Origin of the sequence: Actinopolymorpha sp. B9G3 (assembly GCF_040120725.1) — a bacterium.
Lineage (GTDB): Bacteria > Actinomycetota > Actinomycetes > Propionibacteriales > Actinopolymorphaceae > Thermasporomyces.
In genome coordinates this window covers 178,439-204,448 of record NZ_JBEEAB010000008.1, presented here as the reverse complement: position 1 = coordinate 204,448, position 26,010 = coordinate 178,439, and the positions used below count along the sequence as shown (strand labels likewise).

The following is a 26,010-nucleotide window of genomic DNA, read 5'->3' as shown; positions in this document are numbered from 1 at the left end:
GACTCACCGGCTCATCATCACCAGCGAGTTGAGGCGCCAGTGTTCAGCTGGCACACCGGACAGCTCCAGATCCACCTCGCGTCCAGATGGCCCGCCGTCGAGCGTGAACCGTACCCACGCGAATTCACCCACGCCCAGCGGCGCGCTCTCACCCACCAGCGCACCCCCGGATCGGACGTACGTCGGCTGCGATGGCTGCGTCCCGTCGCCCACGAGCAGGAAGACGTCGCACTCGCCTGTTGGTACCGAAAGCCGGAGCACCCGGGGGTTCACGTCGTTGACGAAATCCCGGCGGAGTGGATCGAGCACGGCACGGTCCCGCGACTGCGGCGCGGCACCGACCCAGCCATAACCTGCGGCACCATCCCACTCGTCGTCCGGTGAGAGCCGTCGATAGCCCGCCAGCAGAGGCGCCGACGCGGGCCCGGCGTCGATGGCAAGAAGAGCGGCGTCGCCAGATGGAACCGCGAGTACGTCGACAAGCCGATCGTCCCCGACCGGCTCGCCATCGGCCGTCACCCCGACCCGCAGGGTCGCAAACACCGGCGTCCCCGCAGCGACGACGGTCACCTCGAGGGCGCTGCCAGCGCCCGCCGGAACGGTGGCCACCGCGTCCTGTGCCGACCAGCCCTCAGGGACTTCCACGCGGGCGGCGAACGCAATGTCGGCGTCGGTCAGGTTCACCACATCCACCGTCACCGCGGAGTCCTGGCCGCCGAACATCGGCGAGGTCGCCTCCACAGCTCCCACGCCGGCGCGCGGCGGCGAAGCGGCGGGATCACGCAGGACGAGCGCATTGAGATGCCAGTGCTGGTCAGGAGCGCCGGAAAACTCCAGGTCGACCTCCCGCCCGTCCGCTCCTCCGTCCAGGCTGAAACGCAGCCAGACGTAGGAGTTGTTCTCCAGGAACACGCTCTCGGCCATGAGCTCGCCGTCGGCCCGAACGAACGTGGGCCAGGAGCCGGCACCCGCATCGCCGACAAGGACGTAGGCATCGAGAACGCCTGCTGGTAAGGCGATACGCAGCGTCCGAGCGGTCGTGTCGTTGACGAAGTCCCGCCGCAGCGTGTCAGGTCCGCCGCGGTCCCGCGACTGGGGTGCCGCCCCCACCCAGCCGTACCCGACCGCCGCGTCCCACCCGGAGGAAGGCGACAGCCGCCGATAGCCGGGAAGGAGCGGGCTGGAGACGGATCCCGCGTCGAGGGCGAGTACGCAGTGCGGCCCGGCTGGAGCGGTGATCACCGGCGTCGACGGCCCGAGAACCGGAAGGCCGCCCGCATCGACAACTGCCTGCACCATGCCGATCTGGGGCGCGATCGGCGGCGTGATTGGAACCGCGAGTACGCCGAACTCACGCGACGCCAGCGCCGCGGTGTCGGTGCCGCTGCTCCACCCGGGCGCCGCCGCGACACCCACCGTCACCTCGCGCTGCTTCGCCGAGGCGTTGCCGACCCGGAGCTTCAGGACGTTCGGCCAGCCGCCGAGCAGCACCGTCGTCTCGGCGGGCCGCACCTGCACCCATTCCCGTTTCTCGTCGAGGACCTTGCCCTGTTCGAAGTAGAGGCCGACGACCGAATCCCGCCACAAGACGGCCTGCTCGACCTGGCCGTCGAACCGCTCCAGCGTCTCCGCATAGCGCCGGGCGTCGACCCGGCTCCCCACTGCGTTCCACAGCTGACGCAGCCGCCTCGCCTGGTCCAGCCCGTCGAAGTGGCTGTCGTAGATGTGCTGGATGACGGTCTTGCCGGAGTGCAGGCGATGGCCGTACGGCACGTGATGCATGAATAGGAGCAGCTCGTCGGGACACGTGGCCAGCGACTCGTACATCCGTGCCACCGGAGGATGGTAGAGGCCGGTGTAGCCGATGCCGGTGGCCACCGTACGGTCGAACCCGGTTCCCTCGGCATCGGCCTGGTGCCACGGGACGTTGCCCCACGGGTCGGGAGTGAAGTGGTCGCCGCCGATCAGGAAGCCGACACCCAACGGCGAGGTGTACGCCTCGTAGATCTCCCATGACCGCAGCAACGTCTGGGTGAGGACATGAACGAGGTCGCGATCCAGGCCGAAGGTCATGCGTACCCACTCGTCGGCGATCTCGGCAGGCGCGAGTCCGGGATTCCACGCGAGGCGGCCGAACCCGTGCGTGTTGGCCGCGGCGAGGTGGTGGCCGGTCCAGTTGGTGTCGGAGCCGACGTTCATCACGCCCGCGACACCGCTGTGTGCATAGCCGTACGCCGACCCGTCGATGATGTCCGCGACAAGCGGACCGTCGCCAGTCGCGTGGGTGTCGAAGTCGTAGACCTCCTTCCACATCGGCACCAGGTAACACAGATGGGTGGACTGACCGGTGTACTCCTGGGTGATCTGCAACTCGAGCATCGAGTTCGTGCGCGGCAGCGCGCCGAACAACGGATGCACCGGCTCGCGGACCTGGAAGTCGATCGGCCCGTTCTTGATCTGCAGAACGACGTTCTCGGCGAACTCTCCATCGAGCGGCGTAAATGTCTCGTACGACTTGTGGGCCCACGTCTGCGGGTTGAAGTCGTGGACGAACGCCCGCCACATGACGATTCCGCCGTACGGCCGCACCGCGTCGGCCAGCAGGTTGGCGCCGTCGGCGTGCGTACGTCCGTAGGTGAGCGGGCCGGGTTGTCCCTCGGAGTCGGCCTTGACGAGGAAGCCGCCCAGGTCGGGGATCAGGTCGTAGACTTCGCGGGCCTTGTCCCGCCACCATGCCTGCACGTCCGCGTCGAACGGGTCCGCCGTCGAAAGCCCGCCCAGCACGATCGGGCTGGCGAAGTTCGCCGAGAGGTAGAGGGTGACTCCCCACGCCCGCAGCACCGCGGCCAGCCCGGTCAGCTTCTCCAGCATCTCGGTGGAGAGAAACTCCGGGTTGGCGTTGACGTTGTTGACCACCGTGCCGTTCATGCCGACCGACGCGAGCGCGCGGGCGTAGTCGACGTAGTGCGGCAGGACGGTCGGCAGCTCGTCCCAGTGGAAGATCGAAGGTCCGGCGTATCCGCGTTCGACGCTGCGGTCGAGGTTGTCCCAGTGGTTGGCCAGGCGGAGTTGGTTGACCGGCCGCTCGCCGATGTCGAGGGCGTCGAGGCGCTGCTGGGTCTGAACGAGCCGCAGCAGGTGGAACGCGCCGTAGAGCACGCCACGGTCGCCGTTGCTCGCCACGAGAATCGCGTCGAGTCCGTTCACCTGGCGTCGTCGGAGTACGTAGCCTTCCGGGCCCAACCCGGCCAGCTCAGCGGCGTCGACGTGCTGCGCGACGAGAGCGGAGGACTCCGGCGTACCCACGATCACCGCGCCGTCGCGAACGGGTTCGTCCTCCTCCGGCACCTCCCGCCCGGTCAAGCCCGACACACCGCGCCGCAGTTCATCAACCGCGGAACGCAGAACGGCCCCATCACCGGCACTGACGACGTGCGTCAGCGTTCGCCGGTACGCGTTCAGCAGCGTGGAAGAACTGACCAGCCGATAGCGCAGCCACAGCTCGTGGCCGTCCTCGTCGCCGGCCGCGAGGGCGGCGAACGCCTGGGTCGGGTCCGCCAGCAGGCCGGCGCCCAACAAAGCAGCGCTGCCGGCCAGCACGCTGCGGCGCGTGAACTCGGGACCCATGTGACGCCCTCCGGCTCGACGCTGCGGGTTCTCCCACGACTGAGAAATCGGTTTCTGAGGCTAGGAAGACCGCGCGCCGACGTCAAGGCGCCTCGATGTAAGTGGCCGTCATGGCCAACGGGTGGCGTAGTTGTGGGCGGTGCGGAGGGGTTCGTACGCGGCGCGCGGCAGGTCGTCGACCACCCGGGTCGACCACCACAGCAGCCGCTCGGTGAGATCGGCGCGGACGTCGCGAACGGCCGGATCGGCCCACCGGTTGTGCAGTTCGGCCGGGTCCTCGGCCAGGTCGTACAGCTCCCCACGGCCCGTCACGTCGTAGAGCAGCTTCCAACGCCCCTGCCGCAGCATCCGGGTCGTGCCGCTCTGCGTGACGCTGTTGAGCTCGTCGTACATCGTTCCCTCGTACGCGAAATGCAACGGTGGCCGCGCGTCCGCGTCGTACGGCAGGCCACCGAATCCGCGTTCGGCATAGACGCTCGCGAACTCCTCGGCCGGATAGTCGCCACCGGTCAGCATCGGCCACAGGCTCCGCCCCTGCACGCCAAAGGGGATGTCCCGCCCGATCGCCTCGCACAGCGTGGGAAACAGGTCGGCAAGGGATACCTGATCGGTGGCGTTGTCGCGCGTGACGATGCCCGGACCGGCCACGACGAACGGGATCCGCATCAGCACATCCGGCATGCCGGCGCCCTTGCGCTGCAGGCCGTAGTCACCCACGTAGTCGCCGTGGTCGGCGACGAACACGACCAGGGTGTTGTGGGCGAGCCCTTCGTCGTCGAGGAAGTCCACCAGGCGGCGGATCTGGTCGTCGATGAGCCGCAACATGCCGCAGTAGGTCGCGCGATAACGGCGCCAGAGTCGGTCGTAGCCGGGCCGCTTCTCCTCCAGGAGTTCCCGCAGCCAGCGGTACGTACCGCCCTTCGCCTCGGCCGCCTCGGGGCCGCACGCACGATCCGGCACGTCGGCCTCGTCGAACAGCGAGAAGTACGGTTCGGGCGCCTGATAGGGGTTGTGGGGTTCGGGAAACGACACCCAACTGAAGAACGGACGATCCGGGTCGCGCTTCTTCAGGCCCGCGATGGCATCGGAGACGATGCGGTACGGATACTGGCACTCGAGCGGAAACGGCGTGGGTTCCAGGCTCGGCCCGTGGTCGATCGACCGCAGCCATGTCGAGAAGTCCCGCTGCGCGTCGGTCTCGTCCGGCCCACGTTCGTGCCAGTACGGGCCCGCGAAGGAGTCGAAGTCCTCCTTCGCGCGGTACATATGCGTCTTGCCGGCGAAGTGCAGCGAGTAGTCCGCATCGTCGAGCACGTCGAGCAGATCGGCGCCACGGACCACCTCGCGCGCCGCGGAGTTCTGGCGTACCCGGTGGGCGGACGGAAAGCGCCCGGTGAGCAGGCTGGTCCGCGCCGGTACGCACGCCGGAGCGGTGGTGTAGGCGTTGCGGAGGCGTGTGCCGGAGGCGGCGAGGGCATCGAGGAAGGGCATGGTGTCGAGAGCGAAACCCGCACCTCGCGTGAAGTCTGCGCGGTGCTGGTCGGTCATCACCAGCAGGATGTTCGGCGTTGCGGCCGTCCTCATGTGCGACTCCTCGTCGTCCGAACGCTCGTCATCGGCGCTGCCGGTCCCCGGCCTCCCGGTCTCGGGCGTCTCGATCTCCGGACCCTCACCAGTACGCCTCGCGCGGTTGGCTTCGATCCTCGGTCGCCACGAGCACGTCGAGCAGTTTCTCCTGCAGGGCAAGGCGTACGGGCGCGCGTTCCGGGTCGTCCCACAGGTTGGTGAGTTCGTGCGGATCGGCGACGAGATCGTAGAGTTCACCCGTGCGGGCACGGGCGGTGGCGGGCTCGCCATGGTGGACGACGAGCTTCCAGCGGTCGTGCCGCAGCATCGTCGTGTGGACCGCCGGATCGTACGGATGGCCGCTGTCGCGGTACTCACTCAGCGCCCAGTCGCGTTGCCACGCGTCCTTCCCGCCGCGCGCCAGATCCAGCAGGCTCGCGCCCTGCCCTCGTGGAAGGGGCGGGAGTCCGGCCGCGTCGAGCACCGTCGCGCCGAGGTCGATCCACTGCACCAGCTCGCTCCGACGTACGCCTGCTGGAAGCACGCCGGTCCAGCGCATCAGCAGCGGGACCCGGACCGCACAGTCGTACATCATCGGCCCTTTGAGCATCAGCTGGTGGTCGCCGAGCATCTCGCCATGGTCACTGGTGAAGATGACGAGCGTGTTCTCCGCGAGTCCCTCTTCGTCAAGCGTGGCGAGGATCCGGCCCACCTCGGCGTCGACGAGGCTCACCATCGCGTAGTAGGCGGCCTTGGTCTCCTGGAGTTCGTCCTCGGTGTACTCGACATAGCCCTTCGCGTGGCCGCCGTAGGACTTCGCCGACGCCTCGGTGAAGATCGGCGGCTTGCCGGCGAGTTCGTCGGGTGTGGTGACCGGGCGCGACAACGCCTGCGGGTCGTAGCGGTCGGTGTACTCCTTCGGCGCGCCGAAGCCGTGGTGCGGATCGAAGAAGTTCGCGACGAAGCAGAACGGCCTGTCCCGCAGGCGATCCGAGCGCAGGAAGGAGATCGTCTCGTCGCCGATCCAGTGGCTGTAGTGCGCCTCGGTGGGCATCGTGTCGAACGTGACCGGCGACCCGGGATCGACGGCCGCGTCATACAGATCGGGACGGAACGCCCGCAGCCAGCGGTGGTAGGCGTTCTCCGACGAACCGGGGTAGGGATCGTGCGCCCAGCGGAACACCCGGAAGCCGTCGTCCCGCCGCGGCTCCGTCCGCCCGCCCGCACACGCCGCGAGGTGGAACTTCCCGACGAGCCCGCAGTCGTAGCCGGCGTCGGCGAGGTCGTTGGTGAACATCCGTTCGTGCTCCGGGGGCGCCACACCGTTGGCCCACAGGCCGTGCGCGTGCACATAGCGTCCCGTCATCAGGCTTGCGCGCGACGGCCCGCACACCGGGTTCTGTACGTAGCAGTTCTCGAACAGCACCCCCGCAGCGGCCAGCCGGTCGAGGTTCGGCGTGTCGATCTGGTCGTTCCCGTACGCCCGAAGCGCGTCGAAGCGTTGCTGGTCGGTGCACAGGAGAAGGATGTTCGGTGGCTGCGGCGTCATAGCGCCCTCACTGCTCGGCGAAGTAGTAGGTCTGCGGATTCTCCGGCATCAGGTTGGCGTGCAGCCAGCCGGTGACCGCCACCTTCGCGGTGTTTCGCAGGTCGTTCGCGACGATGCCGTACTCGCGTTTCCGCAGCGCGATCCCCATGCAGTAGAACTGCTCGACGGCGATGTCCATGATCTGCGTCATCAGGTCATGCTGACGCTGCTGGTCGCCGGTGCTCAGCATCTCCCGGTACATCGCGATCTGCCGCCTGGTCTCGGGAGGCGGCTCCTCCGCGCGCTTGTCGTCGGGGTCGAAGTACCAGTAGTACCACGACATCGCGTAGCGGGTGTTGAAGTTGTACGGCATGTAGTAGAAGGGATCCATCGTGGCGCCAAGTCCGCCGCCGCCGATCCAGACACAGGCGTCATGGGCGTTGGCTTCCATGCGTTCGAAGAAGAGGGACTGGTCCTCGCTCTTGACTCTCATGTCGATGCCGACCTTGCGCCAGTGTGCGCGCACGAGTTCAAGGGCGTCGATCAGGTCGGGGAAGCTGGTCGTGACCTCGACCTGGAAGAAGAGTTTCTCGCCGTCCGGGCGGAGCCGGATGCCGCCCGTGTCCTTGTCGGGCAGCACCTTGTCGAGGAAGTCGTTCGCGACATCGAGGTCGTACTCGGTGTACTGCTTGGCGAGTTTCTCGTTGTAGTACGGCGACTCCGGTCGCGGCGCCGCCTGCCACGGCTCACCCTGGCGCTGGAACACCGCGTTGATGATCTCCTGGCGGTTGATCGCGTGAGAGAGCCCGATCCGGAAGTCCCTGTTGGCGAAGATCTCCCGCAACGCCGGATCCTTGTGGGTGAGGTTCACCATGAGGATCATCTGGTTCATCTGTTGCGGAATCGTCTCGAAGAAGTCGTAGCCCGCCTTGTCCCGGCTGCGGGCGAACACCGGCTTGTTGCGGATCTGGTTGATGCCGACGTCGACGAGATGGAAGTCACCGTTGGTCGCCTTGAGGACGGCGGTCTCCGGGTCCTGCACCAGGTCGAACGCGACGCTGTCGAGATAGGGCAGCTGGCGTCCGTCCTGGTCGACCTTCCAGTAGTACGGATTCCGCTCCGCGACCGGACGCCCCGAGTCGCTGATCGCGGAGGTGAGCCGCCAGGCGTCGATGACTGGCCGCTCGGGATTCTCCGCCCGGTTGGCCTTGGACAGGAAGAGGTCGATCCAGGTGTCGCTGTCAGATCCCTTCACCACGTCGTCGATGTCGGCCACATGGTCGGGGTGGAACTGCTTCATGTAGTGGGCCGGGAAGTCGGTGATGACCGTCCCACGCTGGGTCGCGAGGTTGACCATGAACAGCCCGTTGGGCTGGGGGAAGCGGAACACCACGGTGTGGTCGTCGACCTTCTCGACGGTGAACGGTTCGCCGTCGATGACCAGCCAGTCGATCGGGATGGGCGTCAGCTCGCGGTTCGACGCGACAGCTTCGTACCAGAAGAGGATGTCGTCGGCGCCGAACGGCCTGCCGTCGGACCATCGCATGCCCCTGCGGAGCGTGAAGGTGTACTCCGCACCGTCGGCGCTGGCCTCGACCTTCTCCGCCACGTTGGGGATCACCTGGTCCGCGGTGAGGTCGGTGTCGACGCCGGGCTTCCAGCGCACGAGGTTCTCATAGCCGAGCGTCGTGTTGACATCGACGGTCTCAGCTAGGCCGAGCAGGTTGAGCTGTCCGCCGTACCTGCCCGTCTCCTCGAGCGGTGTGATGACCATCGGGGTGGCCGGCAGGCGCTCCTTGACCGCGGGAAGGCGGCCCTGCTTGACCTGCGCGGCGAGCTCAGGTGCTTCCTTGCCCTTGCCCCGGGCGGTGCCCCGGGGCGACCTGCCGCCCGGATCGGTGCTCAACAGGTCGCACCCGGGCAACGAAGACGCCGCCAGACCCATCCCGGCGGTTGCCAGGAGACGTCGCCTGGTTACCCCCGGGCGGTGACCGGGCTGGACATCTGGTGGATTCGTCATGGCGACCTCCTCGATGTCGCACCAGTTTTACACCGGTGTAAACACCGGTGTAAAGACGTCGTCTGCCAAGATTGGACACGACCGGCCGATGGACGTGGACCCGACCGGTGGACGGGACAGAGAGGCGGTGGGACGGATGGACGTGAACCGGGCGGCGGGCAGGCCTCGGCTCGCCGACGTCGCCGCGCGAGCCGGGGTGTCGAAGAAGACGGTCTCCAACGTCATCAACGAGTTCCCGTTCGTGGCCGAACACACCCGGTCGCGGGTCCTCGAGGCGATCAGTGAGCTCGGCTACCGTCCCAACCTGTCTGCCCGCAACCTCGCCCAGGGCCGGACAGGCATCATCGCGCTGGTGATCTCGCAGCTCGACATGCCGTACTTCAGCGAGCTCGCCCGGCACGTCGTCGACGTGGCACAGCGCCGGTCGTGGGTGGTGCTGATCGAGCAGACCATGAGCGACCGGACGGACGAGCAGCGGATCCTCGACGGCGACCTGTCCCGGCGTATCGACGGACTGCTCTTCAGCCCGAGCCGGACCAGCGCGGCTGCGCTGCGCCGGCGGACCGACGCGACTCCGATGGTGCTGCTGGGTGAGGTCATCTACGACGGGATGTTCGACCACGTGTCGATCGACAACGTGGCGGCGGCGCGAACGGCGACCACGCACCTGCTCGATCTCGGTCGCCGGCGCGTGGCCGCGATCGGTGCCAAGGGCAGCGGGGCACGCGGCGCATCCAGGCAGCGGCTGGAGGGTTACCAGCAGGCGTTGACCGAGGCAGGGTTGCCGGTCGAGCCGGACCTCATCCGACAGACGACGCGTTACGTCGGCGAGGCGGGAGCGGCCGCCATGGAGGAGTTGCTCGACCTCGGTGATCCGCCCGACGCGGTCTTCTGTTTCACCGACCTCCTGGCGCTGGGCGCGTTGCGGACCATCCACCGGCGCGGGCTTCGCGTACCCCACGACATCGCAATCGTGGGACACGACGACATTCCGTACGGACGGATCTCCACCCCCTCGCTGACCACGATCTCGCCGGACAAGCGCGCCATCGCGGAGATCGCCGTCGATCTGCTGGAACAGCGGGTGAGCAACCGCACGCCGCCGCCACCTCGCGAGGTCCACGTGGAGTTCGCACTGAAGGTGCGGGAGAGCACGGCCGGGCCTGCTGGTTGAGGGTGACCGCCGCGACGCATCAGGTGAGGAGCTCCTCGAGGGCGTCGGCCAACGCGTGGACGCCGGCGAGGCAGTCGGCCGGGTCGGCGTACTCCGTGGGAGAGTGCGACACACCCGTCGGATTGCGTACGAAGAGCATCGCGGCGGGAACGCCCGCTGTGGCGAGGATGCCGGCGTCGTGGCCGGCCTGGGTCGGCAGCATGGGCAGGTCGCCGAGCCGTCGGACGAGCCGCGCACGCAGTCTCTCGTCGAAGGCCACAGCCGGCGTGACGGACTCGGCAACCACGGCGAGCGTGGTGCCGTCCCGCGCTGCCCGGTCGTGAGCCTGTCGCATGATGTCGTCGACGAGTGACTGGAGAGCGGTCTCGTCGGCGGCGCGGGCGTCGAGCCAGGCGGTGACTGTCCCGGCGATGGCGTTGACGCCGTTCGGCGCGACCTCGACCCTGCCGAAGGTCGCCCTCGCGCCGGAACCTTCACCGGTCCCAGTTTCGGCGAGCCGGGCGCGCTTGTTGGCGGCGAGGGCGGTCATGGCGTAGGTCAGCATCGGGTCGCGCCGGTCCGCCATCCGGGTCGTACCAGCATGGTTGGCCTCGCCGGTGAAGGTGAACCGCCATCGACCGTGTGGCCAGATCCCGGTGGCGAGGCCGACTGGGGCGTCGACGTCGGCCAGGGCGCGACCCTGTTCGATGTGCAGCTCGACGAACGCCACCGGATCGCACAGCAGGTCGAGTGACGGTCCGAACCGGGGTTCGAGGCCCATGGCCGCGACCGCCTCGGGGAGCTGGGTGCCGTCGGCGTCGCGCAGCAGGTTCGCCTGGTCGGCTGCGAGTGCTCCGGTCATGAGCCGGGAGCCCAGGCAGGACAGGCCGAAACGCGCACCCTCCTCCTCGATGAAGACGGCGATGCCGAGCGGCCGCGAAGGCCGGACACCGCGCTCGCACAGCACATCCACCGCGGCGAGCGCGGAAACCACACCGAGGGGTCCGTCGTACGCACCGCCATCGGGTACGGAGTCGAGGTGGCTGCCGGTGATCACGCCGCCTTCCAGCCGCAGCGGGCCTGGGCGCCACCAGGCGACGGCGTTGCCGTTGCCGTCGGCCTCGAGTGTCAAGCCACGCCTCCCGGCCTCGTCGGTGAACCAGGATTCGCAGGCGCGGAGGGCGGGAGTCCAGGCGTACCGGCGATATCCGCCCGTGCGGGGGTCGCGGCCGAGCGCGGCCAGGTCTTTCCACATCGCCTCGAACGACGTCGACCTCACAGCGCGTCATCCTCGGTCCGCCCGTGGTCGCGGGTCGGGATCGGCAGTCCTCGCGCCTCGGCGACCCGTTCGGCTTCGGGGTATCCGGCGTCGACGTGGCGGAGCACCCCGGTCGCCGGATCGTTGGTGAGGACCCGCTCGATCTTCTTTCCCGCGAGCGCGGTTCCGTCGGCGACGCACACCTGGCCGGCGTGGATCGACCGCCCGATGCCGACCCCGCCGCCGTGGTGGATCGACACCCAGGACGCACCGGACGCGACGTTCGTCATCGCGTTGAGCAACGGCCAGTCCGCGATCGCGTCGGAGCCGTCGAGCATGCCTTCAGTTTCGCGGTACGGCGAGGCGACGGAACCGCAGTCCAGATGGTCGCGGCCGATGACGATGGGCGCCTTGAGCTCGCCCGAGGCCACCATCTCGTTGAACCGCACGCCCGCCTGGTCGCGCTGGCCGTACCCCAGCCAGCAGATCCGCGCCGGCAGGCCCTGGAACTTCACTCGTAGCCTCGCGTGTGCCAGCCAGCGGTCCAGTGCGGCGTCGTGCGGGAACATCTCGAGCACCGCGGCATCGGTCCTGGCGATGTCGGCCGGGTCGCCGGAGAGCGCCACCCAGCGGAACGGGCCCTTGCCCTCGCAGAAGAGCGGCCGGATGTAGGCAGGAACGAAGCCCGGGAACTCGAACGCCCGCGTACTCCCGCCCTTGCGGGCTTCGTCCCGGATCGAGTTGCCGTACTCGAACACCTCCGCGCCCCCGTCGAGGAAGCCGACCATCGCGTCGACATGGCGGGCCATGGACTCGCGGGCGCGCTCGACCAGGCCGGCGGGATCCTTCTGGCGTACGTCTGCCCAGTCCTCGAAGGCGACACCCAGCGGGAGGTACGCCAGCGGGTCATGCGCGGATGTCTGGTCGGTCACGACGTCGACCGGCGCACCCATCTCGAGCATCGCCGGCACCATCTCGGCGGCGTTGCCGAGGACTCCGATGGAGAGCGGCTTGCGGATCCGGGTCGCCTCCTCGGCCAGCTGCAGCGCATGGTCGAGCGAGTCGGCCTGGACGTCGAGGTAGCGGTGGTCCAGGCGGCGCTGGATTCGCGACGGGTCGCACTCGACGCAGATGACGGCTCCACCGTTCAAGGTGACGGCAAGCGGCTGCGCTCCGCCCATGCCGCCAAGCCCGGCGGTGAGGGTCAGCGTGCCTGCGAGGGGCCCGGCCAGCGCGTCGACGCCGTGTCCGACCCCCTTCTCGGCCAGCCTGGCACCCACCGCCGAGAACGTTTCGTACGTGCCCTGCAGGATGCCCTGGGTGCCGATGTAGATCCACGAACCAGCGGTCATCTGGCCGTACATCGTGAGGCCCGCGGCCTCCAGCCGGCGAAACTCCTCCCAGTTCGCCCAGTCGGGCACCAGGTTCGAGTTCGCGAGCAGGACCCGCGGGGCCCATTCGTGCGTACGGAGGATGCCGACCGGCTTGCCCGACTGCACCAGCAGGGTCTCGTCGTCGGTGAGCCACTCCAGGGCGCGGACCATGGCGTCGAAGCTGGCCCAGTCGCGGGCCGCCTTGCCGGTGCCGCCGTAGACGACCAGTTCGTCGGGATGCTCGGCGACCTCGGGGTCGAGGTTGTTCTGCAGCATCCGCAGGGCGGCTTCCTGCGGCCAGCCGCGGGCGTGCAGGGTCGCGCCGCGTGGCGCGGTCACCGTCCTCGGCACGCTCGTCGACGTCTCGTGCATGCGTCCCACCGCCCTCGTATGTCCGTCTCAGGGTTATCGCCCCACCGGTCTTCCGTTCTTTCGGTCTACCCGCTCACGGGGTCGGACACCTTTGGGCCGAGCTTCTGTTTTGGCGCAGGGGCGCCCTCATCCAGGGGCGACCGAGTCCGCGGCGGCGAGAACGGCTCCGGAACGGACGAAATCCACCGCGACCTCGATCTCGACCGACAGCTGGCGGTCAGGACCGGGGCCGGGCACCCGCTCGCGCAGTGCTCGGCGTACGGCATCGGTCGCGGCCGCGGGGCGCAGTGGCGCCCGGAGATCGAGTCCACGGGCCGCGGTGAGCAGCTCGATCGCCACCACCCGGGTCAACCCGTCGAGCGCCCGCCGCAGCTTCCGTGCCGCCGACCAGCCCATCGACACGTGGTCCTCCTGCATCGCCGAGCTCGGGATCGAGTCGACGCTCGCCGGTACCGCCAACCGCTTCAGCTCGCTCACGATCCCCGCCGCCGAGTACTGCGCCAGCATGTGCCCCGAGTCGACCCCCGGATCGTCCGCGAGGAACGCCGGCAGCCCATGGTTGCGGGCGACGTCGAGGAACCGGTCGGTCCGTCGTTCGGACATGCTCGCCACGTCGGCCACCGCGATGGCGAGGAAGTCGAGGACGTACGCAAGCGGCGCGCCATGGAAGTTGCCGTTGGACTGCACCTGCCCGCCTCGACCATCCCCGTCGGTCAGGACGACGGGGTTGTCGATGGCCGCGGCGAGTTCGTAGCCCGCCACCGTCCGGGCGTGGGTGAGCGTGTCGCGGGCGGCGCCGTTGACCTGGGGCGCGCAGCGCAGCGAGTACGCGTCCTGCACTCGGGTGTCGGCGGGTCCGGCATGGCTCGCGACGATCGCCGACCCGGCGAGGAGGTCCCGCATGTGGCGCGCGGCCGCCGCCTGGCCGGGGTGCGGACGGAGTTCCTGCAGGTCGGCGGCGAGCACCCGGTCGGTCCCGAGAAGCGCCTCCACACTCATGGCCGCCGCGACATCGACGCTTGCGAGGAGCCGCTCCAGGTCGTGGCAGGCCAGCAGCAGCATGCCGAGCATGCCGTCGGTGCCGTTGATGAGGGCGAGACCCTCCTTCTCGGCCAGGACGACCGGCTCGATGCCGGCAGCGGCGAGTGCCTCGGCGGCCGGTTGCTGGGTACCGTCGTTCGTCCGCACGTCTCCCTCGCCGGTGAGCGCGAGCGCGACGTGGGCGAGCGGGGCGAGGTCGCCGGAGCACCCGAGGCTGCCGTACTCCGGGACCACCGGCGTGATCCCCGCGTTCAGCACGGCCGCCAGGGTGTTGGCGGTCGCCGGGCGGACGCCGGTGTGGCCCGTGGCCAGCGTCCGCAGGCGGAGCAGCATCATCGCCCGCACGACCTCGCGTTCGACCTCCGCGCCGGTGCCCGCCGCGTGCGAACGGATCAGGCTGCGCTGCAGGTGCGCCCGCCGGTCAGGCGGGATGTGGCGGGTCGCGAGCGCACCGAAACCCGTCGAGATGCCGTACGCAGGGCGGTCGGAGGTGGCCAGGTCGTCGACCACGGCCCGCCCGGCCGCGATCGCCGCCCACGCCTCGCGGGTCAACTCCACGCGGGCGTCGGAACGGGCGACCGCCACCACCTCGGCCTCGGTGAGCGGCGATGGGCTGACGGGAACGACGGTCACCGGGGCGGCGGTCATGGTGCTCAGTATTCCCGTGGTCGCGGACCTGCCGCGTCGCACTCGCTCGTTAACCTGGCTCGTATGGTGTCCGAGCCGGCGGCGACGTCGACCCTGCTGGACGGGATCGGGCTGCTCGTCACCATGGATCCGGCCATGGGCGACGGGACGGCACTCGGTGCGCTGCCCGATGCGGCGCTCGTCATGGCAGGTGGGCGGGTGGTCTGGGTCGGCCCATCGGCCTCCGCGCCGGTGAGCGACGTACGGATCGACCTCGACGGCCGGTGCCTCATTCCCGGCTTCGTGGACAGCCACGCCCACCTGATGTTCGCCGGCGGCCGGGTGGGAGAGTTCGCGGCGCGGATGGCCGGTCGCCCTTATACGGCAGGCGGAATCCAGTCGACGGTCGCGGCGACGCGAGCCGCGAGCGACGATGACCTTGCCAGCAACGCGTCCCGGTTGATCATGGAGATGCGTACGCAGGGCACGACGACGGTCGAGGTGAAGTCCGGCTACGGGCTGACCGTCGAGGACGAGGCCCGTGCCCTGCGGTTGGCGCGCCGCTTGACGGCGGAGACGACGTTCCTGGGCGCGCATGTGGTGCCGCCGGAGTTCGCCGGCCGGCCGGATGCGTACGTCGATCTCGTCACCGGCGCCATGCTGGAGGCGTGCGCGCCACACGCCCGGTGGATCGACGTGTTCTGCGAGCGAGGCGCATTCGATGTCGACCAGGCCCGCGAGGTTCTGCGGGCGGGCATGGCGCGCGGTCTGATGCCGAGGCTGCACGCCAACCAGTTGGGTCCCGGCGGCGGAGTCGCGTTGGGCTGCGAGGTCGGTGCCGCCTCGGTCGACCACTGCACCCACCTGTCCCACGCGGACGTCGCGGCTCTCGCCGACTCGGGCACCGTGGCGACTCTCCTTCCAGGCGTGGAGTTCTCCACCCGTACGCCGTATCCGGACGCGCGCCGACTCCTCGACGCGGGTGTGGTCCTCGCCCTGGCGACCGACTGCAATCCGGGTTCGTCGTACACCTCGAGCATGGCGTTCTGTCTCGCCCTCGCCGTACGCGAGATGCGGATGACCCCGGCCGAGGCGTTGTGGGCGGCGACCGCGGGTGGGGCGAGGGCACTGCGGCGTACGGATGTCGGTGCGCTCACGCCCGGCCGGCCGGCGGATCTGGTGGTGCTCGAGGCGCCGACCTACGACTACCTCGCCTACCGTCCAGGCGTCCCACTGGTGTCGTCGGTGTGGGTGAGAGGTGAGCGGGTGGCGCCACCCAGGTGAGCCGGCCGCTGTCCCACCGTTCGGGCCGGCGGGCGACGATATGTCCACAAAGTGCCTGCCGTGAGTCACCATGTGGATGTGCTGAAGATCCACTTCACGGCTGCCGACGTCGCTCGCACCCGGGTCGCGTCAGCGCCGGATCCCCTGTGGGAACTGGTCCTCAGCCTGCACGTGCTGCAGAGCCGCAGATCCCCGGCTCGGCACCAGAGGTGGCGGGCCCAGGTCGCCCGGCAGGTGGGTGAGCGCGGGATCGCCGCCGAGGTGAGAAGGTTGCTGTTCCCGCTCGCCCCTGTGGCGACGTACTTCCCGGACTTTCTCACCCCCGGTGAGGCCGCGGAAGGTGTGGACGCCGGAATCGATGCGGTGGTGAGCACGCCGTCAGCCACGATGGCGGAGCAGTTCGCCATCATGGCGTCCCGGACCGCCGTGCCTGGCTGGGCGAAGAAACTCGCTGCCGGAGACCGCGCCATGCGCCACTCGCTGGGGCGTGCGCTGCGGTCCTACTACGACGTCGCGCTCGCGCCGTCGATGGAACCGCTCTCGGTCTGCATCGACGCCGACCGTGCGGTGCGCACGCAGAGCCTGGCCGACGGCGGCGTCAACGGGTTGCTGGCCAGCCTCTGGCCCCTTGCCCGCTGGCAGGAACCCACGCTTCTGGCGGCCTATCCCCGCGAGCTCACCGTACGGCTCGACGGCCGCGGCCTGGTCCTGATCCCGTCGTACTTCTGCGACCGCTTCCCGGTTGCGCTGGTCGACTCGGACATGCAGCCGGTCCTCGTCTACCCGGCCGCGGCGTACGGGACGGCCCTGGCGCCCGCGGTCGTGCCCACGCAGGCCGGGGCACTCACTCGGCCGGCGGGGTGGAGCCAAGAGGCACTGGAGAACCTGCTCGGCGCGACCCGCGCGGCGGTGCTGCTCGCCATCGGGGACGGACGCCCCACGAAGCGCCTTGCCTCGCACGTGGGCGTGTCACCGGCAACGATCAGCCACCACACTGCCGTACTCCGCGAAGCCGGCCTCATCGCCAGCCGCCGGGTCGTCAACACCGTCGTTCACACCCTCACCCCGTTGGGCGCACACCTGCTCGGACGTCGCGGTCCCTGAGAGCGCTGATTTCAGGGCCGTCCTCGCCGCGCGGGCGCCGGGATGGCCATTTCGACCGTGGTCGAAGTGGCTTGAACTGCCTCACCCACCTGTCGAGCATTGCTGCCTGTCACGGGTGATCCGGCCCCGGCAGCCGACGCCGGGGGTTCCCACGGGGGTGAAGTGCGTGTCCAGTCCGACGCCTGGTGCCAGCCGCGTGCCGAAGGTCAGGTCAACTGGCGCGCCGTCGGCCGAGGGCTGCCTCGGTTTGGTCGTGTTCGTCGTACTGGCCGCGGCCGCCTTCTACTGGTTCGAGATCCGCGACCCGTGGGCCAACCAGGGAGTGGCAGTGTCGAAACCCGCCACCGGTACGGCGGAACCGTCTCCGGCTGTTCCGGAGCCCGAGAACGGCGGCATGGCCGAGATTGCGTACGACCTGCAGCGGAAGGTGATCGAGGGAGCCGGCGTCACCCGGCAGACAAGCGTCGAGTGCGAGCTCGCCGAGGTACCGGACAGCGCACAGGACTTTGGCTGCACCGTCACCTATGACGGGATCGACGTTCCGTACACGGTCTCCATCACCGACGTCACCACGGGCCTCGGCATGGCAGTTTTCCAGTGGGACGCGAGGAGCGAGAAAGCGATCCTGACCCGGGAGGGGGCATTCGCCGGTTTCTGGCGCGACGCGAGTCCGACCGGCGCCACCGACCTGCGCTGCGACGACGGCATCCCGGAGAAGAAGCTGGTGCCGATGGGACGTACCGGCTTCTACTGCTACTCGACGACGGACCGGGGCGACCACCACCGGGTGGAAGTGGCGCAGGGCGAGCACGGACTCTTCTTCGAGTACGCCGACGACTGAGGAGATGAGCGCGGGCTCAGGTCATTCCGGGTAGGTCGGGAGGTCGCGGATACGCCGTAACGGCGAAGCGGTGACGAACGCCGCCACCGCGACAAGTGCGACCATGACCACCCATAAGCCGTGTCGTACGCCGAGCCAGCCGCCGAGGGCACCGCCAGCAAGACCGCCGAGCACGTGACCCGCGTTCTGGAGCACACGTGCGACCGATGCCACCCGGCCGAGGAGGTCGCTGGGAGTGATGGTCAACAGGAAGCTGAAAGCGATGATGTTGGTAGCGGCGATTCCGGCCGCGAGGACACCGGCGCCAATGACGTAGCTCGCGAGGCCGAGCCCGGGTCGGGTCAGCGGGATGAGCAGACCGAACGGAAACGTGATCCCGATCGCCAGCCAGATCGCGCGCCCGGTGCCGAGGAGCGTGGAGAGGCGGGGAGTGAGCAGAGCGCCGACGAACCCCCCGACTCCGCTTAGCGCCAGCAAGGTACCGATGGAGATCGGCGACAACCCGACGGAACGAACGAGAAAGATCACCAGCAGGGCCTGCTGGGCCGTGACCACCACCGCAGCGAGTGTGAAGAACACCACGAAGACGCCGGCGATCGGACGTGCCACAAGGAAGCGGAATCCTTGACCAAGCTGGGCGAGCGCCGCGCGGTCCGGTGGGAGAGGTTCGGGCTCAGTGACCCGGATCCGGGCGAGCCCGAGCGCGGAAAGGACGAAGCTGGCGGCATCGGCGATAAGCGCCAACGGCGCGGTCATCGCCTGGACGAGGAGGCCGCCCAGCCCAGGACCGCCGATACCGACAACGGTGCGCGTCGCCTCGAGCGTGCTGTTGCCTTCTACCAGTCGGTCGCGGCCGATCAAAGCCGGAAGGTAGGCGGCCCAGCCCAGTCCGAACAGCATCGACAGCGCACCGGTCGTCGCCGCGACGGCATACAACAACCACAACTGGAGCAGCCCAGCCCACGCGGCCAGCGGTACCAGCGACACGAGGAGCGCCTGTCCCAGATCGGCGACCACCATCGTCGGTCGCCGGCGCACACGGTCAACCCACACGCCTGCCGGTAGGCAGAGGAGAAGTTGCGGCAGCCAGGTCATCGCTGCCAACACCCCGACCTCGAACGGCGAGGCGGCCAGGGTGTCGATCGCGACCAGTGGGAGCGCCACTCTTGTCACAGCCGTGCCGGTCAGGCTCACGGCATGGGCGCACCAGGCGAGCCGAAAGTCATGGTGGCGAAGAAGGGAGCCGTGACGTCGGCCCTCGCCCTGTGACATGGAGGCAAGGGTTGACGACCGGCGGACACACTGTCCATCGGATCCGCTGACAGCAGAGGACCGCTGGGCGTAAGGCGGTTATCCGTCGAAGGCAGCGGACTAGGCGCGGAGGGCCGCCTCCAGGCGTGGGAGGGAGATGTCGTAGCGGTAGGACACGTCCATGTGGGCCGTCGTCGAAGTACTCCACTTCGGCCGGGATTCCCAGCTCGGCAAGCTTTCCCGCCATTACCCGCGTACCGATCTGGAAGTTCAGCTCGTCCCACAACCCGACGTCGAGGTAGAGGTGGCGAAGCCCGCGCCACGCCCGCTGGTACTCGGGCCGGTCGATGAGCCGGACCGGATCCCACGCCAGCCAGTGCTTCCAGACGTCGTGGCGTAGCGCACCGGTCTCCAGGTCGATCGGCAGGTCGAAACCACGGTGGGCTTCGGGGTTCGGCGCGAAGGCCGCGCCATAGCAGAGCATGCCGAGTACGGAGAAGAACGGATCATGTGTCTTCGGTTTGATCTCCGGAATCTTCTCGATGTAGCCGTCGAGGCCGCCGAAACGTTGCAGGTTCGCGTGCAGCTTGGCGAGATCGGGGAGATAGCCGAACTCGAAGTAGATGTCGCCGCTGTGCGAGGCCGCCGCGCCGAAGAGTTCGGGATGGCGCATCGACTGGACCATCGCGCCGTAGCCGCCACTGCTCTTGCCGGTGATACCGCGATGTGCGACGTCGGCGAGCGTTCGGTAGTGGCTGTCGACGTAGGAGATGATCTCGTCACAGAGGTAGGTCTCGTAGTCGCCAAGAGCCGAGGAGTTCACATACTGCGAGCCGCCGAAGGGAGATTCGAGGCGAGCACGCGGCTGTCAAGGACGGGTTGCTCCACCCGACCGGCGAGGGACATCAGCTGGCCTCCGGTGCGTTGTCGGCGCGGACCCGGACGGCGCGGCGCAGATCGTCGAGCCGGTCACCGAGGAATCGCCGCAGCGTGGGCGTGAGGTCGTCACGGGCCAGGCACTCCTCGGCGAGGCGTACGGTCGCAGGCGTCGCGGCGTGGGCCGGAAACAGCGTGTGGCCGAGCGCGGCGGCCACCGCCTGGCCGAGGCGCCCGGCTTTCGGGATTTCGGCGAAGTACCGCTCGACAAAGCCCGCCGTCCACGACGGCTGGCTCGGTTGCCAGAAGCCGGACGCCGTGGCGTCGAGGAGCTGCTTGGACAGCTCGCCGTCGGCGAACAGCTGCCGCCACGCGCGCTCCTTCGCCGCACCGTCCGGAAGAGCCGCGCGGCAGGTGGTCGCCCGCTGCTGGCCGACACCGCTGGGATCTCGTTCCAGCTCCGCCGCGATCTCGGGCTCACCGGCCGCACCGGCGATGCAGAGCTGCCGCAGCAGCAGCCAGCGCAGCTCGGGATCCAGGGCGGGACCACCGGGGATCCGTTCGTTCGCGAGCCAGCCTTGGAGTTCGTCCAGACCGCCGCCGGTCTCCTCCGACTCGATGAGCCCGCGGAGGGCGGCCAGTCCTACGCCGGCGTCGTACTCGTCGTTCCCAGTCGTAGGCCGGAGAGTCGTACGCCGGAGAATGGCGCGGCAGGCGCCGGCCAGCGTGCCCAGCGCGGCGGCGCGGCCGTCCGGTGCCAGGTAACGGTCAGCGACCTCGTGCCGGGCGAAGGCCAGCACGGCCTCGACGATGGCGACGACGGGCTCGGCGGGGAGGTGGGCTTCGACGAGGTTGATGTACTCGGCGGGCGGGAGTTCTGCGTCGCGCACCATGTCTCGGGCGATGGACCACAGCAGGGCCCGGGTCAGCGCATCGTCGACGGTGGACAGCGCTTCCGTGACCGTCGCCCAGGATCGAGGGTCCAGGCGTACCTTCGTGTAGCTGCGATCGCCGTCGTTGAGGACCAGCAGGTCGGGACGCCGCGCACCCACGAGCGGCGTCAGGGCGGACCGGAGCGCATCCTGGCCACGCTGCTCCGGCACCGGGTCGGCGGCAAGGTCCGCCTCGAACCGTTCGCGCCGCACCAGCCGGCGCACACCGGCGTGGTCCTCTCCCAGGTCGTACACGCCGACCACGATCCGGTGCGGGCGTAAGCCCTCCTTGCCGCCACCACTTCCGGTGTGGATGAGGTCGGCGGAGGTCACCGTGCCGTTCCGGTCGGTCAGCTCCGCGCGGATCGTGTCGACGCCGCTCGTCCGCAACCACCGCTCTGTCCACCCGTGCACGTCACGCCCACTGGACCGGGCGAGCGCGTCAACCAGGTCGGCGAGCCCGGCGTTGCCGAAGCGGTGACGTGCGAAGTGTGCGTTGACGCCGGCGAGGAAGGCCTCCTCGCCGACCCAGGCGACCAGCTGCCGTAAGGCGGAGGCGCCCTTGGCGTAGGAGATGCCGTCGAAGTTCACCAGTGCGTCGGCCACGTTGTCGATGCGCTGTGCCGCGACGGGATGGGTGGAGGCACGCTGGTCGGCGTCGGATCCCCAGGGCTTGCGGGAAACGGCGAAACTGGTCCAGGCATGGGGCATGAGACCGGTGTCGGTGACCACCTGGTAGCCCATGTACTCGGCGAACGACTCGTTGAGCCACAGGTCGTCCCACCACCGCATCGTGACCAGGTTGCCGAACCACATGTGCGCCAGCTCGTGCGCGATCACGATGGCGCGGGTCTGGCGTTCGGTATCGGTGACGGCGCCGCGGAACACGTGGTTCTCGCTGAACGTCACACACGCAGGGTTCTCGACGGCACCCCAGTTGAGCTCGGGCACGAACGCCTGGTCGTACTTGCCGAAGGCGTACCGCTCTGCGAACGTTTCGTGGTACCGGTCGAAGCTGCGCCTCGTGATGTCGAAGATCTCCTCGGAATCCGCTGTGAGAGAAGGTGCGAGCGACTTCCGGCAGTGCAGGCCGAGCGGGATACCGACGTGTTCCGTACGCACCGAGTGCAGCGCACCGCCGACCACGACGGCCAGATAGGTGCTGATCGGCGGGGTCGTCGCGAAACTCCAACGCCCGTTGGCGCTGGACTCAGCCACGCCGTTGCTCAGCACGGTCCAGTGCGTTGGTGCGGTGACGGCGATGCCGAAGGACGCCTTGAGGTCGGGCTGGTCGAAGCAACCGAAGACCCCCGGCGCCTCGTCGGGTGCGCACTGCGTGTAGACGTAGACCTCGCCGTCGGCGGGATCGGTGAAGCGGTGCATGCCTTCGCCGGTGCGGGTGTAGCGCATGTCCGCCTCGACGCGAAGCTCGTTGTTGCCCGCGAGGTCGGTGAGGGGCAGCCTGCCGTCGCGCAGCGAGCCGGGATCCAGTCCGCGACCGTTGAGCACCGCCTTGTGCAACGTGACCGGCCGGAGTTCGGCGAAGGTCGCGGCACCAGGTTCGGTACACCCGAACCGGATCACCGTCGAGGAGCCGAACACCTCCTCGCCACGGGTGAAGTCGAGATCGACGGAGTACGCATGCACGTTCACGAGCCGGGCACGCCGCTGGGCCTCGGCGAGGGTCAACGACGTGGGCATGGTCGCCATCGTGTCAAACCCTTCCGCGTACGCGCGAGGGGCACGCTGCCGCAGAGAAGAGGTGAGCCGTCAGCCGCCGAGATCACATCGGACCGGCGAGGGCCCGCTCCGGGTAGTCATGCGGTGACCACCAGTCGATGTGGACGTTCCGCATCTGGCCGTCTCGCTTACGTGGTTCGGCTTTTTCAGTGATCACCGTTACCATCCCTTGACCGTCAGGTTGGTGAACAGACGCGGAAGCCGAGGCAAACCACATGACGTCGCCGCAGTTACGGGGCGAGCTCAAGGCGCGGCTTGCGCGCCATCCACGGCTGTACAACACGGCCAAGCGGGCCCGCAGGTTGGTCCGAGCGTCCTCCCGGTGGAGGCAGCGGTCACCCAAGCCGATCGCAAAGGCACCGGCGGAGAGCCGGCTCGTTCCCTCGCCGGTGTTCGTGATCTCGTCGGTCCGGTCCGGCTCGACGCTGCTGCGGGTGATTCTCAACACCCACCCGGACATCTGCGCCCCGCACGAACTCCACCTTCGCTGCCTGCGGGTGGAGTTCGAGAAGCGCTACGCCGAGATCGCCTTCAAGGAACTCGGCATCGACAAGGACGAGCTGGAGCACCTGCTCTGGGATCGCGTTCTGCACCACGAGTTGTCCCGCAGTGGCAAGCGGATCTTCGTGGACAAGACTCCCGGCAACGCCAACGTGTACGAACGGTTGGCCACCTGCTGGCCGAACGCCCGTTTCATCTTCCTGCTACGCCATCCGGCCTCGATCGTCGCGTCACTGATGGAGACCAGGCCAGACCGCGAGCTGGAGCCGACGATCAACGAGGCGCTGACCTACCTCAAGGGCGTGGAGGCCGCGAAGCAGGCCCTACCCGGGCTCGTCGTCCGGTACGAGGACCTGACCGACGACCCTGCGCGCGTGACGAAGGAGATCTGCCGGTTCCTGGGTATCCGGTGGGATGCCCGCATGCTGGACTACGGCCAGAGCAAGCATGGCAAGTTCCGGCCGTTCATCGGCGACTGGAGCAGCAAGATTCGCAGCGGCCGGATCCAGGAAGGGCGTCCGCTCCCCGACCCCGAGGAAGTTCCCGAAGAAGTCAGACCGTACGCCCGCTCATGGGGTTACATGACCTGACGCGGGAGCCTGTCCTGCCGTGACGGTGGAGCCTAGCTACCGTCACCGTGGGGTTCTATCTGCCGTGACGGTTGGGCATAGCTACCGTCACGGTAGGTTCTATCTGCCGTGACGGCAGGGCTCACCCCAACCGGCGCTTGACTCGGCGCAGGCCGGTCTTGGCCTGGCGCAGTGGGGCGGTCAGGCGCCACGACCGGCTCCGCTGCATCTTGCGCAGGGCATTCTTGAGTTGGATGACCTCATCGGCGCGCGTTGCGGACTCCGAGTCCGGGCGTGAGTCCTGTCCCGCCTTCCCTCGTGCCGAAGGCCTCTTCTGCGAGAAGACAGAGATCCACCGGTTCGGTTTCGGCGAAGGAATGAGTTCGTGCTTGCCGAAGATGGCCAGGGTGTCGAGCAGGTACCTCTCAAGACTGGCCGGGTTGAAGACGAAGGTCTGGTCCTGCTTCACGGTGCTCACGCCGATCAGCGGAAGCTCCTCCGGCAGGTCACCCTCGTGGTCGAACGTCGACCTGAACCTGCGGTCGTTGATGCCCGGATATTCCAGCACCAGGTGGGACGACGCGAGGTCGGCCACGCGCTGGACGAACGCGAACGGATCCGGTTGGTGGTGAATGACGTTGAGGGCAAGGACGACGTGGAAGGAGTTCGGTGGCTCGGAAAGGCCGTCCAGGGTGACGTTGCGCAGGTCGATCTTGCTGTCCAATGCCTTCGCGATCGCCTTCGCCTGCTCGAACCTGCGCCCCCACGGCTCGATCGCCGTGACCTTCGCCCCCATCCGGTGAGCGCTCAACGCGGCGGCACCCTCGGCGCATCCGATGTCCAGCACGCGCTTGCCGTCCACCGGCATCCGCAGTGCCCGCGCCATGGTTGCCGAGCGTGCTGACCTGGCGGAGCCTTCGCGATAGTCAGCCTGGTAAGAGGTTTCGCTCACCTCGAGGACGGGCTCGGGATGCCCGCGCCTGCACATCTCCTCCGCGTCATCGAGAGCCAGCCGGGGAAAGTCCCAGCGCGACAACTCCCGGAAGTCCTCATGCAGGTCACCGTTGGAGCACAGGTAGCGGCAGGGTTTGCCCAAGCGGTCCAGGTCGAGGGCGAGGTGCTCGAAGACCTGCGCCAGATGGCGCGACATGAGTACGCCGCCCCAGAACTCCTTGTTGAACTGCCGGTGCGCGTGCTGTTCGTGGTTGGGCTCGATGTTCGTCCGCCCCGCGCCGCGCTTCACCAGCACCGACAGCGGGGCACCCACGACGATGATCTCGTCCGCGGCGTCGAGGAACTCGGGCAGCAGCGGACTCACACTTGTCCCGATCGCCTTCGGTGCCTTACGCCGGTAGCCCCGAAGGAGGTTGTAGTGCACGACGTCATCGACACCGGTCGGTATTGCGGACTGGTCGCCGATCTCGAAGGCGAAGTGGACCTTGCCGGGATCACTTCCCGGGAAGAACTCGCTCCAGCGATCGATGAGCGTGGACTTTCCTGCACATGTGGGACCCACCAGCAGACGCATGGCCGGACACGATACAGCACGGTTCCGGCACGTCACAGGGTCTACATGAACCGGTCAGATTGGCGTTACCCTGCGGCCAATCAGCTGCGGTATGCCCGTGTTGATCCGGGTTGGCGAGGCCCTTCGAACCGCCGTCGGAACAACCCCCGCCGTGGGGTGGGTCCGGCCGCGTCGGTCATGGCATGGCGGGTCTGCGGCGACAGCGTTTGTGGACAGGCTCAGCGGGCAAGGGCGCTCGTACCCGCATGAGCGCTCGTACCCGCATGAGGAGGTCGCCTGTGCAGTGCTGCCCGACTCCGGCCGAGATCGCCGGCTCCGACCACCGCGAGGGTGGACATGATTGAGGTCAACCGGACAGTGTCGTTGTCGCCAGAACGGGTGTTCGCGGTGCTGGCGGACGGTTGGTCGTACGCAAGTTGGGTGGTGGGTGCGTCCCACATCCGGAAGGTGGACCCGGACTGGCCGGCCGTCGGCAGCCAGATCCACCACAACGTCGGACCGTGGCCCCTGGTGATCCAGGACGCGACCGAGGTCCTCGCCATGGAGGCCAACTCCCTGCTCGAGGTGCATGCCCGGATATGGCCAGTCGGTGCAGCGCGGGTCCGCGTGCGTCTCGACCCGCGAAACGGCGGAGGCTGCGAGATCACGTTGGGTGAGGAGATCGCGGACGGGCCGTTCAGGTCGCTCCCGAAGGCCGCCCAGGCCACGTTGTTCCGGCCCCGGAACAACGAGAGCCTGAACCGGCTCGTCGACCTCGCCGAAGGGCGTAGCCCGCAGCCCTCCCGTCCGTCGTAGGTCCGTCCGGTCGCCTGCCGTACG

At 68.6% G+C, this 26,010-nt stretch carries 17 protein-coding genes; 6 read left to right on the top strand and 11 right to left on the bottom strand.

Translation table 11 applies throughout. The features are described from left to right. Nucleotides 1–3: 3 nt before the first annotated feature. The 4 genes from ABNF93_RS16455 to ABNF93_RS16440 all read right to left on the bottom strand — a co-directional run bounded on the left by ABNF93_RS16455 (nt 4) and on the right by ABNF93_RS16440 (nt 8,741). A complete protein-coding gene (locus ABNF93_RS16455; protein WP_349328947.1) occupies nt 4–3,627 on the bottom strand; it encodes an alpha-glucuronidase family glycosyl hydrolase in 3,624 nt (1,207 codons plus the stop codon). A 108-nt stretch (nt 3,628–3,735) separates the two neighbouring features. Then, nucleotides 3,736–5,211: a sulfatase-like hydrolase/transferase gene (locus tag ABNF93_RS16450; RefSeq protein ID WP_349328946.1), complete on the bottom strand. Its 1,476-nt coding sequence runs from the start codon at nt 5,209–5,211 to the stop codon at nt 3,736–3,738. Between the two features lie 85 nt (nt 5,212–5,296). Further along, complete coding sequence (locus ABNF93_RS16445; protein ID WP_349328945.1) at nt 5,297–6,742, bottom strand: sulfatase-like hydrolase/transferase; 1,446 nt, start codon at nt 6,740–6,742, stop codon at nt 5,297–5,299. Between the two features lie 7 nt (nt 6,743–6,749). Further along, nucleotides 6,750–8,741, bottom strand: a complete 1,992-nt coding sequence (locus tag ABNF93_RS16440; RefSeq protein WP_349328944.1) for an ABC transporter substrate-binding protein — start codon at nt 8,739–8,741, stop codon at nt 6,750–6,752. Between the two features lie 136 nt (nt 8,742–8,877). On the opposite strand from ABNF93_RS16440, the gene ABNF93_RS16435 reads away from it, so the two are divergent. Continuing rightward, nucleotides 8,878–9,915 carry a LacI family DNA-binding transcriptional regulator gene (locus ABNF93_RS16435; protein WP_349328943.1) on the top strand — a complete coding sequence of 346 codons (1,038 nt, stop codon included), beginning with the start codon at nt 8,878–8,880 and terminating at the stop codon, nt 9,913–9,915. Between the two features lie 19 nt (nt 9,916–9,934). On the opposite strand, the gene ABNF93_RS16430 is transcribed toward ABNF93_RS16435, so the two are convergent. The 3 genes from ABNF93_RS16430 to hutH form a co-directional block, all read right to left on the bottom strand. Continuing rightward, nucleotides 9,935–11,173, bottom strand: a complete 1,239-nt coding sequence (locus ABNF93_RS16430) for an allantoate amidohydrolase (protein WP_349328942.1) — start codon at nt 11,171–11,173, stop codon at nt 9,935–9,937. Continuing rightward, a complete protein-coding gene (gene hutU / locus ABNF93_RS16425; protein ID WP_349328941.1) occupies nt 11,170–12,897 on the bottom strand; it encodes a urocanate hydratase in 1,728 nt (575 codons plus the stop codon). Before hutU ends, ABNF93_RS16430 begins: the two co-directional genes overlap by 4 nt. A gap of 126 nt (nt 12,898–13,023) precedes the next feature. After that, nucleotides 13,024–14,586 carry a histidine ammonia-lyase gene (gene hutH / locus ABNF93_RS16420; RefSeq protein WP_349328940.1) on the bottom strand — a complete coding sequence of 521 codons (1,563 nt, stop codon included), beginning with the start codon at nt 14,584–14,586 and terminating at the stop codon, nt 13,024–13,026. A gap of 63 nt (nt 14,587–14,649) precedes the next feature. On the opposite strand from hutH, the gene hutI reads away from it, so the two are divergent. The 3 genes from hutI to ABNF93_RS16405 all read left to right on the top strand — a co-directional run bounded on the left by hutI (nt 14,650) and on the right by ABNF93_RS16405 (nt 17,794). Further along, nucleotides 14,650–15,849, top strand: coding sequence for an imidazolonepropionase (gene hutI, locus ABNF93_RS16415; RefSeq protein WP_349328939.1), 1,200 nt, complete (start codon nt 14,650–14,652; stop codon nt 15,847–15,849). A gap of 60 nt (nt 15,850–15,909) precedes the next feature. After that, nucleotides 15,910–16,953 carry an ArsR/SmtB family transcription factor gene (locus ABNF93_RS16410; protein ID WP_349328938.1) on the top strand — a complete coding sequence of 348 codons (1,044 nt, stop codon included), beginning with the start codon at nt 15,910–15,912 and terminating at the stop codon, nt 16,951–16,953. A gap of 166 nt (nt 16,954–17,119) precedes the next feature. Then, nucleotides 17,120–17,794, top strand: coding sequence for a hypothetical protein (locus ABNF93_RS16405; protein ID WP_349328937.1), 675 nt, complete (start codon nt 17,120–17,122; stop codon nt 17,792–17,794). A gap of 21 nt (nt 17,795–17,815) precedes the next feature. Here ABNF93_RS16405 and ABNF93_RS16400 read toward each other — a convergent pair whose 3' ends face one another. The 3 genes from ABNF93_RS16400 to pepN form a co-directional block, all read right to left on the bottom strand. After that, nucleotides 17,816–19,066: an MFS transporter gene (locus tag ABNF93_RS16400; protein WP_349328936.1), complete on the bottom strand. Its 1,251-nt coding sequence runs from the start codon at nt 19,064–19,066 to the stop codon at nt 17,816–17,818. Beyond that, on the bottom strand, nt 19,017–19,868 hold the full coding sequence (locus ABNF93_RS16395; RefSeq protein ID WP_349328935.1) for an alpha/beta hydrolase-fold protein: 852 nt from the start codon (nt 19,866–19,868) through the stop codon (nt 19,017–19,019). Before ABNF93_RS16395 ends, ABNF93_RS16400 begins: the two co-directional genes overlap by 50 nt. Nucleotides 19,869–19,950: 82 nt before the next feature. Beyond that, on the bottom strand, nt 19,951–22,554 hold the full coding sequence (gene pepN / locus ABNF93_RS16390) for an aminopeptidase N (protein ID WP_349328934.1): 2,604 nt from the start codon (nt 22,552–22,554) through the stop codon (nt 19,951–19,953). Between the two features lie 254 nt (nt 22,555–22,808). Between pepN and ABNF93_RS16385 the strand changes: the two genes are divergently transcribed. Continuing rightward, entirely contained in the window at nt 22,809–23,684 is an 876-nt protein-coding gene (locus ABNF93_RS16385; RefSeq protein ID WP_349328933.1) for a sulfotransferase family protein, read from the top strand. A 121-nt stretch (nt 23,685–23,805) separates the two neighbouring features. On the opposite strand, the gene ABNF93_RS16380 is transcribed toward ABNF93_RS16385, so the two are convergent. Next, nucleotides 23,806–25,191 (bottom strand): class I SAM-dependent methyltransferase, encoded by a 1,386-nt coding sequence (locus ABNF93_RS16380; protein WP_349328932.1) that lies wholly within the window; start codon nt 25,189–25,191, stop codon nt 23,806–23,808. A gap of 336 nt (nt 25,192–25,527) precedes the next feature. Between ABNF93_RS16380 and ABNF93_RS16375 the strand changes: the two genes are divergently transcribed. Next, nucleotides 25,528–25,986: an SRPBCC family protein gene (locus tag ABNF93_RS16375; RefSeq protein WP_349328931.1), complete on the top strand. Its 459-nt coding sequence runs from the start codon at nt 25,528–25,530 to the stop codon at nt 25,984–25,986. Nucleotides 25,987–26,010 lie beyond the last annotated feature (24 nt).